This is a genomic window from Trichocoleus sp. FACHB-40 (assembly GCF_014695915.1).
In the GTDB taxonomy this organism is placed as follows: Bacteria; Cyanobacteriota; Cyanobacteriia; order Cyanobacteriales; family FACHB-T130; genus Funiculus; species Funiculus sociatus.
Map to the genome: position 1 here is coordinate 14586 of NZ_JACJPF010000081.1, position 13363 is coordinate 27948.

Genomic DNA, 13363 nt, shown 5'->3' on the forward strand with positions numbered 1-13363 from the left:
CGATCGCAGTGGTAACAACCGTAAGAACTAAGCAGTAGTTGCCCCCCTGTGAGGATTAAGGAAGACATTCTCGTTCCCAGCCAGCAGCCTGAGAATGCCTATTTAGAGGCTCTGCCTCATCTTAATTGAGGTATTCCGGGAGTCTAGAGCCTCCCGAAATGCTTTCCCAGTCTCCGGCTGGGGAAGAGAAATAACTTCTAGAAGCGTTTCTCATACTCCACCACTCCCCTATGGTCGCCAGACAAATCCGTACCGCCCCGCAGCAGAATCTCATCATTCACCCGGTAGCGGACGTTAAACTGGGGAGCCTGACTATTCGTCAAAACCTTCGAGACAGAACCAGAAAGCTTAGGCGTGATATCAACCCCCAACTCTGCCGCCAAGCCCAGTGTAGAAGTACGCGACTTATCATCAGTAACCTGCGTCGGGAACAAGCGAAACTCACTCAATCCCAAAGCATCCCCCACCACATTCTGGAAAGGTGTCAAAAGCGCCGAACCAGCCAAATTCGCCAGTCCCAGAGTAGCGTCTCCCCCCAGCGTATCCACAAAACTGCCACCCAATAAAGCAATAATTTCAGTGTCGCTGCGGGACGGATTACTTGTTAGTTCCAGGTTACTCGGCTGATTACTCGTAGGATCGAGGTTATCTGCCAATTCACTCGCAGCTCCGGTTACTCTGGCTTGGATGCGAACAGTCCCCAAAGCGCCCAGATTGGTAGCCGGAACATCGGTAATCTCGTTGCTAGTAATACCCGTGTTGCTGATAGTCGCAATTCGGCTGCGCGTCACTTCTGGAACTGATGCCACCAGACGAACATCTAAGTTGGGATCTAGTCCCTGACTAGGGACAAACACAGCCGTATGTTCGTAGCCGGAAGCCAACCTAAACTGGGTGGTAAACAGATTTACCTGACCGCGCTTTAGTCGAATCGTTCCACTCGGCTCAATGTCATCCAGCGTCCCATTGAGTCTCAAGTCACCCTCTGCCAAAAAGGCCAAAAGCGGTGGGCGGGTGATTTCCACACTTTCGCCCAGATTTATCAGCAGATTATTGAATCCTGGGTTTAGAGGTTGGGCGGCTTCAGTTGCAGCGCCCCCGTTGGGTGAAGAAGCCGTCCCGTTTCCGCCTCCGCCTCTTGTTTCTCCTAACAGCACTCGACCATCAGCAAGCAGCACTTGACCGCCAATTTGTGGACTTAACGCCGAGCCGGAAATCTGGACGTTGCCGTTGACACCGCCATTGTATAGTCCCTTCAAATTCAAGGCTAGTTTTTCGAGGCTAACGTTGATTTTTTCCCCATTTGTTCCTTGTGCTGCGTCTGAGAGGGGGATGGAACCGGAGACTACCACTTGACCGCCGCTAAAATTACCCCGCACCTCTTCCACTACGTTGAGGCGGTCAAAGTTAAACCGGACTGTGCCGTTGACATCAGTAAGCGGTTCAGGTAAGGCTTGCGCTTCGATAGTTGCATTCTTGACTGTCGCGCTTCCGGCTGCCACAAGTTGGCGTTGGTTGATTCTGCCTGTGGTAGGGTCAACTGCACCGTCAACTCTGAGTTGTACCTGCCCAGTTCCATCTTTCCAAGAAACGGCAGAACGGCTAAGCAGGTTCAGCAGGGAAAGTCCCTCGTTTCTTACGTTCACATCCAGGCTGATGCAGTTGTTGTCTGGGGTGACGGAAGAGAATGGCACGTTGTAAAAGGGAATGCTGCCGCTAATTTGGGTTGCGGTTGGGGATTGGGAATTAGCGGCACTTGATTGGCGATAGCACTGGAAACCCGAAGGGGGCGGGGTTACTACGGATGCCTGCGGACTTGTTATATTGTCGGTCGAGGTCGTCCCGACAGCTGCTTGGGCAGTATCAATAGTGCTGCTAAAGGTAAGGCGGGCATTGCTGTATTGGAAACTACCCCGTGCGGTTTCGACTTCGGTTTGGTTGAGTCTTGCATCCGCTAGTCTAAGTTCGCCTTTAGCTTGGGGATTGGTGATGGTGCCTGCTATGGCTGCTGTTCCATTCAGTTCGCCCTCGATATCAACTGGCACGTTGACAAAACGCCGCAAGGGTGATATTGGTAGATTCGCGACGCGCAACAGACCACTTTGTTCGTCTCCCCCAATTATGCCGTTGAAGGCCACCAGAGTTTCGTCAGATTCTACTCGCAGGGGCAGGAGGGTGAGAACGCCGTCTTGGAAGCTGCCTTTGGCAAGGATTTGATCCGCCTTGTAGAGACGATTTGGCTCCTCTTCTTTACCCCACTTCCAGTCAGTCCCGACCAAGTTAAAGCGTGCCTCTATCCCTTCTTGGGGGGAAGCTGTGATGATGATTGGTTCGGCGGTGAAGAAGTTGCCTGTGAGGTCTGCTAATTCTGGCATTCCAGAAGAGTCTCTTTCCTCCTGCTGTGCGGCAAGTATGGCTTCTATTTCAGAAAATAGGCGCAGTTGGTTTTGCAGAGTGCCATTTGGTAAACCGACGGACTGGGGTTGGACGGCGGCGGCTCTGGCATAGGTGGGTGGTTGTCCTCCCCTGGCGAGGTCTTGTAAATCAAAGATTTGTAGGAAAGGGAGTACATCTTGGATTTTGCCTTGCTCGACATTGAGGGCAAGTTTAAATTCTGGCCCCCTGGGGGTTTGATTAAAGTTAGCGCCAAGCGAGTATTCACTTTCGCCTTGGGTAAAGTTGGCTCCGGTGAGGGCGCCACTGCCGTTGGCATAACTGAAACTGTCTATGGTTAGTTCTGTGCCTTTAAAGGTGCCGAAGACTGGTTGCGCGATCGCTATATCATTCCCGACTACGCTAAAGTTTTCGAGATTGATGGTAATATCTCCCGATAGTTTGCCTCCGATGGGTTGAGATGCGATCGCAGCTGGCAACCGTGCCAAAACATTCTCCGGAGCCAAATCCTTCAGCAACGCCAGCGGTACATTCTCTACGTCCAGCACAAACAAATCGCCCCGCCTGTCGCCTTGCGCCACCACATCGTCACGCTTCAGCAAAAACGATAAAGGTTGATAGTTTGGCGACAGCACCAAGGAAATTTGGTCATTTTGATTGCCTGTCAACTCAAAACTACTACGCTGTCCCGGCACCAAATTAACTTGCCCGGTGAGAACTGGATCAAAATCCAGCTCATTAGCAACCAAATCCTCCACGCGCACCTGTCCGGTTGCTTGGATAGCCGCAGGATTGGAGGCTACAAGTGAACCAGAAGCATTTAAAGTCCCACTTACACGTCCCCGCACATCCGGTATCGGTGACGAAGCTGGTAAGCCTTCTGCAAGTTCTTCCAGCGCCACATCATTAGCAGCAATTGTCCCCTGCCAGCGACCGTCTTGCAGTTGGATATTAGAAGCGGTGATAGTGCCACCGCCAACGTTGAGGCTTCCAGAAGCTGTCCCCGTAAGGCTTGCGGGAGTGAAAGCCGTCAGACTGCCCGACAAATTGAAGGAAGCATTATTCAGCTGCCCCTGGAATTGCGACGGCAGTTGGGGAAACACCCTCGCCAACTGGACACCATCCGCCTGTCCAGAAGCTTGCCAGCGACCGTTATTTAGTTGCACATTGGCAGCATTAACCGTGCCACCGCCCAAATTCAAGCTTCCAGAAGCTGTGCCGGTGATACTTTCCGCACCCGAAGCCGCCAGACTGCCCGACAAGTTGAAGGAACCGCTATTTAACTTGCCTTGGAATTGAGGAAACAGTCTTGCCAACTGCACATTAGACGCTTCGCCCGACGCTTGCCAGCGACCGTTATTTAACTGCACATTGGCGGCATTAACAGTGCCACTGCCCAAATTCAAAAGTCCAGAAGCGGTACCGCTGATGGTTTCTGGGCTGGCATTTGCCAGACTTCCTGACAGATTAAAGGAACCGTTATTTAGCTGCCCTTGGAATTGGGATGGAAGTTGGGGAAAGACTCTTGCAAGTTGTACGCCTGACGCTTCGCCCGACGCTTGCCAGCGACCGTTATTTAGTTGTACATTGGCGGCGTTGACAGTGCCACCGCCCAAATTCAAACGTCCAGAAGCGGTACCGCTGATGGTTTCTGGGCTGACATTTTCCAGGCTTCCTGACAGATTAAAAGAACCATTTCTTAGGCGGCCTTGAAATTGCGGCGGAATTTGGGGAAATAGTCTTGCTAACTGCACATCAGTTGCTTGTCCAGATGCTTGCCAGCGACCGTTATTTAGTTGCACATTGGTGGCGGTGATACTTCCCGCGCCCAAATTCAAACGTCCAGAAGCTGTGCCGCGTATAGTTTCGGCGCTAACATTTTCTAAATTTCCGGCGAGGTTGAAGGAACCGTTATTTAACTGTCCTTGAAATTGTGGGGGGAGTTGGGGAAATAGTTTTGCTAACTGTACGCCAGAAGCTTGTCCAGAAGCTTGCCAGCGACCGTTATTTAGTTGCACATTGGTGGCGGTGACACTTCCCGCGCCCAAATTCAAACGTCCAGAAGCTGTGCCGCGTATAGTTTCGGCGCTAACATTTTCTAAATTTCCGGCGAGGTTGAAGGAACCGTTATTTAGCTGCCCTTGGAATTGCGGGGGGAGTTGGGGAAATAGTTTTGCTAACTGTACGCCAGAAGCTTGCCCGGAAGCTTGCCAACGACCGTTGTTTACCTTCACGTTTGATGCTGTGACGGTGCCACCAGCAATATTTACTCTACCTTGTGCGGTGCCGTCAATGGTATTGGTTGCGGAGGAACCGAAATTTCCCGATAAATTAAACGTGCCATCTATCTGTGCAGACTGCAATTGCGGCGGTACTTCGGAAAGACGCGCTAGTTGGACATCATTAGCAATACCCGAAGCTTGCCAGCGACCGTTGTTTAGCTGACCTTTGGCTTTGACTATGCCTCCTCCCACGTTAAGTGTGGTGTTGCGGAAGAAGGTGGTGTTTTCGGTAACGATGACTTCTCCGCTTCCTGGGTAGGTGGCTTGTGGTGCTTGAAATTGCACTACTGTTTGCAGGTTGCCGGGGGTGCCAAAAACTTGTGACTTGGCAGTTACGGTGCCAATTTGGATGTTTGTTGGTTTGACTCCGTAAATTTGGGCAACGGCATCCCCTGGAACTTGCTGGGCGAGGACATCAAACACGAGTCCGCCTTTTTCACCCAGCTGGATGCGACCGTTACCAGTCAGCTTACCGCCGACACTTGGCAATGCACGGATGTCTGTAATGGAGAGAGTTGAACCCGCTAGTTGAAACTGACCGCTTAGCCCTTGAAAGTTTACTTTGTCTATTTTTAGGGGTAACTGTTCGGTTGGTTTGGTGGTGACAGCGGTTCCCGACAGGATTGGCTTTTCCAGTGACCCTTTGAATTGTAAGTCGGCGCGTACTTCTCCGCTTACTGGTACTGGGGAGTTTACTTTTAAGGTATCTAGGGCTTTGGTTAAAGTGACTGGTTTTGTTTGGGCTGCGATGTTGTAACCACCGTCAGTTTTGGTATCGATAATTCCATTGGCAACAGCGGGAACCTGACCGTAAAGTGTAGTTACATTCTCCAGTCCAATCTGATACCCGTTAAATCTCAGGATGCCGTTGGCATTGGTGAATGGTCGGGCGACGGTGCCAACTTGTGCTGTTACGTTCTTTAATCCAGCGGTTCCTTTAAATGTTGGTCGCTGTTCATCCCGCAGTTGGATTTCTAGGTTGCCATCAAGAAGCCCGGCTTGTAAATCTAAGGGTAGTTTGACTAAGCGATCTACATCAATTGCGCTTAGGTTCTGCCCTTGAACTAGCAGGTTTGTTTGTCCAGTTGGGGGGCGGTATTCGCCGGAAATTTTGAAGTTGCCGAGTACGGGGGTGGTAGTTGTATTGGGCTGCTGTTGTGGTGCAACTGGTACAACGGGTAGACCACTGGCATTAAAGCGAATTCGCTGGTTTTGGTCAAGAAAATTAGCACCGCCGTTGACTTGAGTAAATGCGATCGCTTCTGCCCCCTTCTTTCCCGTGGGAACCAGCTGCCCGACGTCAGGGAGTGTGTTTTGAGGTGTACGCTGTTGGGTTGCAGATTGGGCATTTGTCCCCTGCTTTCCCTGGCGTTTTTTTAGTCTTGGCAACAGCAATACGTCCGCGTTTTGCACCCGAATGCTTTGCAACTCGGTTGTAATCGGCCCACTGGCGTCTTTTGACTCCAGTTGCGTTGATACCCAACGCCCTTTTTCGTCTTGTTCAATATAGACATCTGGCTTGACGAGGGTGATGTCTAGCTTTAAGGTGCGGTTAAAGAGCAACGCTAATGGGTCAAATACTACTTTTACCCCCTCTACCGAGGCGCGATCCGGGTCTGTAGGTGTCGCTGGTATTGAGGAGGAACCGAACCGCAGACTGTTGGGGGAAAAGCCTTCGACTTGCCCTAGTTGTACGGGTCGGTTCAGCGTCTGACTGAGATTTTCTTGTACTATCGGTGCTAGTCGCTGATGGACAAAAACCCACGCCCACCAGATGCCGCCGGCAATTCCAACAAGCAAAAAAAGGCCAAGGGCAATACCAGTACGGCTTAACAGTAGCAGCGATACACGTCGATTGGACGTAGTAGCTGGTTCATTACCCGGATTTGGGGAGTTAGTCATAGAAGTCTTGCTTAGTTGGCAAGGATCGTATCTTTAGGGCTGATTAACAGACTTATCGAGATGAATTTTATCGGCTTGCCGTGTGTGAGAGTCAAGTTTTACTCTTTTTTACACTAGGCACTAACAACTTTGAGTGCTGATATTAATCAGTCTACTGATGTGCCTGCACTTTGGTAGGTGACATTAAAATCTTACACTCAGTGCATAATCAAACAGACTTGCTCACTGCAAATATGTTTCAGCATCAGCCATGACAATTTTGGATTTTGGATTTTGAAGCGATTTTTGGGGAGATTGATGAGGGAGTTGAACCATTACTGGTTCTTCCCCTAACCTCCCGTTCTTTCCAAAACATCGCGTGATTTTGCATTGAACGCAATGTAGTCACAATCTTCTAATTTAGGTAGTTTCAGTTTATTGGTAGCCTGGGCGACGATCGCCACAAGCGTTAATTCTGTAAATTTTTATGATGTAGTGCAGGCTACCAAAACGCGAAGCCAGATGCAAGCGATCGCGCCCATCTTACCTAGAAAATTCTTTTAATACATAGTGTTCCACAGTGTCTTTCTCATCTTCATATGTTTTTGAGTAATTTTCTTTAATATAAGCGCTGATTTTTTCGTCACTTTTGAATCTCTCTGTCCACCTGGCAAACACAATCTGCTCTGGACGATATTTTTGTAATATCGTCAGTAAATCGTCGTTGGTCAAATTTCCTGAATTAAATCGTTTTTCTGATATTACCGCAATTTCTGGCGGCACAGGCAACCCTGCATAAAATGCGTATATTGGACGATCTGTGAATAGCCATTGAGTAGAATTTTTATATCTTACCACCAAATTCATAACTTCAATATTTTTTGGTGGTTTGCCTTTAGGCTTAGCGGGAATTGCAATCATTGACAAAATTAGAATTGCTGTTGCAATTCCTGGTAAAACTAGCTTTTTGATTTTCAGTGAATTGAAATTAGAGTTCCAGCCAGCGGGAAAAAAATCAATAATTAAAGCAACTCCATAGGCAGCCAGCCAGGCAATCGGAATTGCCAACAAAGTGTAGTGATGATCCCAAACTGGTTTATGGTTTAAAAGAAGTAAAATAGCTGTCCCCAGCCACGCTAAAGGCAAAAATCCTTCTCTTTGTTTATTTATAAAAATTCCCCAAACACCTATCAAAGCTAGAAATAGATAATCCAAGTCTTGAATCATTAAGAAGCGCAAATAATCAATATTATTAAAAATTTTAAATCCAGCTTTTGTTTTTTCTCCTAAATGAGCTTGAAATAGCTGCTCATAATTTAATGAGTTACACAAGATGCCAATAGTAACGTAAACTCCTAAAAGAGTACCTAGCCAAAGCAAAGGCGAATACCAGACGTTATATTTGGACAAGACAGGCTTAACTAGCAGACCTTCTTCGCTTATAGGAGATAGAGAGAAATTGAATACCCCTCTCTTGGTCGGTAGGGGGTTGGAAGAAACCTTACCCTCTGGATTATTATTTGCATTACAATCTATAATTTGAAAATCGCACAAATAGAGCAGCATCAGAGGAATAAGAAAGACAGTAAAAAGTTTCGTTTGTAAAGATAAAGCAAACAAGCCTCCTGATAAAATAATAAATATTTTACGAGAGTGGCGTTTATATAGGGTCAGGAAATAAATAGACAACATAGCCAAGGACAAAGTGGGAATGCCAATCATCACGGCAATACTGAGCCTAACAAATAGCCAGGAAGTTAATAATAACAGCGTCGCTACGAGAGCTGGTATCAGCCCCAAAGAGTAGCGGATAATTTGATAAAATGACCAAACTAATAATGCCGAAAAAAGCAAAATTAGCAAGCGTGCCGCAAAAACTGAATATCCAAATAAACTGAACCAATGTGATAAAGTAACCGTTAAAAGAGGCGGTTGATCGCTCCAAATTTGCGTATAAAGAGAAAAGCCTTTCGAGTATAAAAGCGCTTTAATTAAGTTTAGTCCCTCATCATAGTCAAATTCAAAGGTTTCTCTCACTGGTCTGATGGCGAGAACAAAGCCAATATAAAGAGACATTATGAAGACGTTAATAAAAACTGTTTTAAGCTTGGGCATACTTAAGGAAAAGACACACTTGATTGATACTATACTCGCTCAGGGGTTGTTTGGCATCTTGAGTGTTTAAATCTACGGTTGTAAACTTCATTTGTTGAAGAATTTGAGCCGCAGACAAATTCCAAAAACGGGACATACAGCACGAGTGAGAAGAGCAATCCTCCAGCAATAACCCACCAGAACCCAAAGTTGCGATTCGAGGGTTTTCAGACTAATGCGGGATGGAGAACGACGTTCTTAGCTTGTCAGGAATAAAAAAACACCTTATCATTACATGAATCAAGTTAAGAATTTAAGCGGTATAGGTGAGATGAAAAAGCTTATAAAGGCTTTTCCTTTAATTTATCTAATTTTTGTTACCCTCTGGTTAAGACTAATCAATCTAGGATATTCAGATTATCAAGGCGACGAGATTAGGGCATTGTACCGACCCGAAGCAGGGCAAGGAATATCTGAATTTTTGTTCAGCCAAAGGAAGGGCCCAATTCAATTTTTTGTTACCTATATTATTAAAATATTTAACCATAACTATGATAATGAGTTTTTTGTTAGACTACCTTTTGCTGTAGCAGGAATACTCGCTGTATATTTTTTTTATAAGCTCGTCAAACTCCATTTTGGAGAAAAAATTGCTTTATACTCGGCCTTTTTTATGGCAACTAACGGTTTGTTTGTTGCTTTTGCCAGGATAGCTCAATACCAATCTTTGGTAATTTTATTTTCAATTTTAGCTTTATATTTTTTATCTCTGTATATGGAAAATGAGAAGTGGAGAGTTTCGGGTTTATATTTGGGAATAACTTTTTGGGGATTTTCTATCCTTGCACATTTCGATGGGATTTTTATAGCGCCCTTCGTTTGTTACGTTCTCTATAGCTGGTATACAGATAAAAGTATATTGTCAAAAGAAGTTAAATTTAAACATTTGAGCTTTACTTTACTTATATTGGTAGGAATAATAGGTAGTTTTTATGTACCTTTTTTCCTATCTGTCTCCGAATCCACTAAAGAATATTGGGCGAATAGAATAAGCACGAGACCAGAAGATTCAATAAGTACATTCAAGATTTACAATCCAATCTTTGTCATATACCTATATGCCATATTAGGCGCTTTGTCTCTGTCTAAGATAAAAAATACATTTTCAGTTATAGTTTGGTTTTTGTTCCCTTTTGTTGTTATGGAAGTATTAGTTAGCCAGCCGGGAACACATATTTATACATATATATTACCTTTTTGTATTTTAATCGCCTATGGATTGGACAGATTAGAATTTTTAGTTAACAGAAAATCTAAAGTAAATTTTAAATTTTTGTCGATAAAAGCGGTAATGTGTTTGTTACTTTTTTTACTTGCTCATGTAATGTTTGTGGATCATAGTAAAGAGTATGCTTGGGAAGATAAAAACTTCTTGATGATAGAACTTCCGAAAAAGCATAAACAAAGTGCATTTGCCTTTCCCTATTATAGGCATTGGGAAGAAATTGGGACGTATATTAAAACACTAAGTGAGCGGGGATATTACTTAACGAATGAGAAGAAAAGTATTGCTAGATATTATGTACCTACAGAATTTCAAAATGTAGAATTAGAAGCGGAAGCTAATAAATTGTTGGGATATACCTATCTAATACACATCAAAAATCCCCAAACTAGGAATGAAAATATACTAGGAAAAAAACCGAGTTATTGGGAGCAATATGAACTAGTGAAAACTTTCTCAAATAATGGAAGGATAGTAGCAAAAATTTATCGCTTATCAGGAAACGAGCTGGAAAAGATGAGACAGCAGGGTGGTGATGAAACTTAGTTTAGCAAAACAGAGAAGTTCGTAGAAACCAAACAATTCATCCAGTTTACTGCTTCGCTGGGTTGAGTACCGAGCGGCGAACCTACATATTAGGGGTAGGTGGCGGGTGTGAGGATTATTTGTAGGAATGCAACATCGTATAACAATATGACTGCTGACGTGTAGCATATTGGGCTTTCATAGTGCAAAATTAGGCAAGAACCAGAAATTTACCTGGTGGTCGGGTCAAAAAAGCATACTGATAGGGCAGGGGTCTAGATGGAAGCGGGTCAATATTCTCAACCGTCATCGTCTAACGGGAATGGCAAGCAACGTAAAGACACCGATTTATCGCGTTTGTCGCTAAACGAGGAAACTCAGTTTCCACAAGGCGATCGCGACGAATTGAATGTGCGTCAACTGTTGATGGTGGTGCGTCGCCGCGCCTTGGTGATTTTGGGGGTGGCGATCGCAGTGACATCTGGTGTCGGGGCGTGGACATACAGCCAGACACCCAAGTATGAAGGCAGCTTCCAGCTACTGGTAGAACCAGTTACAGCTGAAAATAAGCTAAGTAAATTAACTCAAGTGCCTGGTGTCGCTCAAGATCTACAAGAGTCTAGTTTAGATTACGAAACCCAAATTAAAGTTTTACTTAGTTCGGAACGAATGGCGGGGATTGTCGAATTTCTGAAAAAACGCTATCCCGACATCAGCTATGAGTCAATGGTTGTGGAAAACCGACTCAATATTATCCAGCTGGAAAAAACGAAAATTTTAGAAGTCCGTTACCGCGATACCGATCCGGACAAAATTAAGTATGTCTTATTTGAACTAGCGAAAGTTTATCTCAGGTACTCGCTGCAAGAGAGACAAAGCAACCTCAACCAGGGAATTAAGTTTGTAGAAGGTCAATTGCCTGCTTTGCGGGAAAGAGTGGACAAACTCCAGGGACAACTGCAAACATTTCGCCAACGTTACAATATCCTCGATCCGGAAGAACAAGCAAAACAACTGGCTCAGCAAGTAACTGAGATAGAGGAACAGAAATTAGATACTCGTGTAAAACAAAATGAAGCAAGTTCGCTGTATGCAGCGCTACAAAAACAGTTAGGCATACCACCGCAACAAGCGATCGCAACTGCTGCACTCTCAGAAGCACCGCGCTACCAAGACTTACTCAAAAAGTTACAGGAAGTAGAAACCAAACTCGCCACTGAATCAGCGCGGTTTTTGCCAGAAAGCCCCAATATTCAGGCACTACAAAACCAACGGCAAAATTTGCTGCCTTTATTGCAAAAAGAGGCGGCGGCGGTGCTGGGAACTACCGCTGTTACTAATGAACCTTCCCTTGCTTCTCCAAATTCAATTCGCCTAGAACTAACTCAGCAATATGTTGATGCGGCTAACCAAATGCAGGTTTTGCAGGTGCGCTATCAAGCGATCGCGCGAGCCGAAAATATCTTAAATCAACAAGTAAGATTATTGCCTGTAATTGCCCGTCAATACACGGATTTACAGCGAGAACTCAACGTAGCCACCGAGAGTTTAAACCGCTTTCTCGGTGTCAAAGAAACTCTCCAGATTGAAGCAGCGCAAAAATCTCTACCTTGGCAGCTGATCTCCAAACCCCAGAAGCCGGAAGAACCAATCTTTCCCAAGCCGAAGCGGAATATAATTATGGGAGCGATCGCTGGTTTAATGTTAGGACTAGCAGCCGCCATCCTCGCAGAACGACTAGACAACGTATTCCACTCCCCTGAAGAACTCAAAGAAAGCACCCGCTTGCCACTTCTCGGACTTATTCCACATCAAAAAGAACTTAAGCTATTCAAGCCAATAGTCGAGTTAGTCAACTTAACGCAAGGTGAAAGTAGTCACACCAAAGCGCAGAACCAAGCCAGGGAAACCACCGCAAGAGAGCGAGCCAACAACCGCAAAGCTAGCTGGTACAACGCTTCACCCTTCTTAGAAGCCTTCCGCTCCCTGCATACTAATGTTCGCTTTCTCGGTTCTGATACCCCCATTCACTCCCTAGTAGTTAGCTCAGCCTCCCCCGCAGACGGGAAATCTACCGTTTCCGTCCACCTAGCGCAAGCCGCCGCCGCAATGGGTCAGCGAGTCCTGCTAGTGGATGCAGATTTGCGCCGTCCCCAAGTTCATCACGTTCTGGGTTTAGAAAATAACCAGGGACTCAGCAATGTCATAGCGACTGGTTTAACCCCCAGAGAAGCCATTCAGCGATTACCTTCTTGGGATAACCTGTACGTACTCACAGCAGGACAAATCCCGCCAGATCCCACCAGGCTGCTTTCCTCTAAGCGAATGCAGTATTTAATGGAGCAGTTAAACGCCGTTTTTGACCTGGTTATCTATGACACGCCGCCTATTCTGGGTTTGGCAGATGGCAGACTTTTGGCTGTACATACCAATGGCGTGATCATGGTTGCCAGACTGGGTAAAACAGACCGTTCCGTGCTACTGCAAGCCATAGATGCGTTGAAAATTTCCAGCGCCCCTGTGTTGGGTATGGTAGCTAACGGTGTCAGGAGAGGAACCAGCGGTTCTTACTATTACTACACCCGCTACTACACTTCTGAAAATTCGGACGTAGAAAATGCCAAAAAACTCTTGCAGAAACGATTTAACGTCCGCAGTAATTAGTCATTAGTTATTAGGGTGGGAAATGCCCACCCTAATAATTGGTGTGGCGCTCAAGTTTGTTTGCTAGTTGCCCAGCATTGTAGGTGCGTGACTCGGTAGTGGTATAGAAGTAGTGATAAATCCGCGGTAGTGGTAAATATGTAGTGAAAAAATTACTACATAGATAGCGACGCATTATAATGATGGATAAAATACCATATAGCCCCAATGTGATTTTCTAAGTTTTTAGAAAAAGATA

Annotated in this window: 5 protein-coding genes; 2 read left to right on the forward strand and 3 right to left on the reverse strand. The window is 45.6% G+C overall.

All coding sequences use genetic code 11. The features are described 5' to 3' along the window. Positions 1–197: 197 nt before the first annotated feature. From H6F63_RS18765 to H6F63_RS18775, 3 genes are all read right to left on the reverse strand, one after another. The gene (locus tag H6F63_RS18765; RefSeq protein ID WP_190639027.1) at positions 198–6578 is read right to left on the reverse strand and encodes a translocation/assembly module TamB domain-containing protein; all 6381 of its coding nucleotides are present in this window, start codon (positions 6576–6578) and stop codon (positions 198–200) included. Positions 6579–7100: 522 nt separating this feature from the next. Then, the gene (locus tag H6F63_RS18770; protein ID WP_199298139.1) at positions 7101–8633 is read right to left on the reverse strand and encodes a glycosyltransferase family 39 protein; all 1533 of its coding nucleotides are present in this window, start codon (positions 8631–8633) and stop codon (positions 7101–7103) included. A gap of 25 nt (positions 8634–8658) precedes the next feature. After that, entirely contained in the window at positions 8659–8808 is a 150-nt protein-coding gene (locus tag H6F63_RS18775; RefSeq protein WP_190639029.1) for a hypothetical protein, read from the reverse strand. Between the two features lie 138 nt (positions 8809–8946). Here H6F63_RS18775 and H6F63_RS18780 point away from each other — a divergent pair, with 138 nt between their 5' ends. Both H6F63_RS18780 and H6F63_RS18785 read left to right on the forward strand, forming a co-directional pair. Continuing rightward, positions 8947–10482: a glycosyltransferase family 39 protein gene (locus H6F63_RS18780; protein ID WP_199298140.1), complete on the forward strand. Its 1536-nt coding sequence runs from the start codon at positions 8947–8949 to the stop codon at positions 10480–10482. 258 nt (positions 10483–10740) lie between these two features. Then, entirely contained in the window at positions 10741–13125 is a 2385-nt protein-coding gene (locus tag H6F63_RS18785) for a polysaccharide biosynthesis tyrosine autokinase (protein WP_190639030.1), read from the forward strand. Positions 13126–13363 lie beyond the last annotated feature (238 nt).

Coding starts and splice junctions, on each gene's coding strand:
- H6F63_RS18775 (WP_190639029.1), bottom strand. CDS start 8,808: ATGTCCCGTTTTTGGAATTTGTCTGCGGCTCAAATTCTTCAACAAATG.
- H6F63_RS18780 (WP_199298140.1), top strand. CDS start 8,947: ATGAATCAAGTTAAGAATTTAAGCGGTATAGGTGAGATGAAAAAGCTT.
- H6F63_RS18765 (WP_190639027.1), bottom strand. CDS start 6,578: ATGACTAACTCCCCAAATCCGGGTAATGAACCAGCTACTACGTCCAAT.
- H6F63_RS18785 (WP_190639030.1), top strand. CDS start 10,741: ATGGAAGCGGGTCAATATTCTCAACCGTCATCGTCTAACGGGAATGGC.
- H6F63_RS18770 (WP_199298139.1), bottom strand. CDS start 8,633: ATGTCTCTTTATATTGGCTTTGTTCTCGCCATCAGACCAGTGAGAGAA.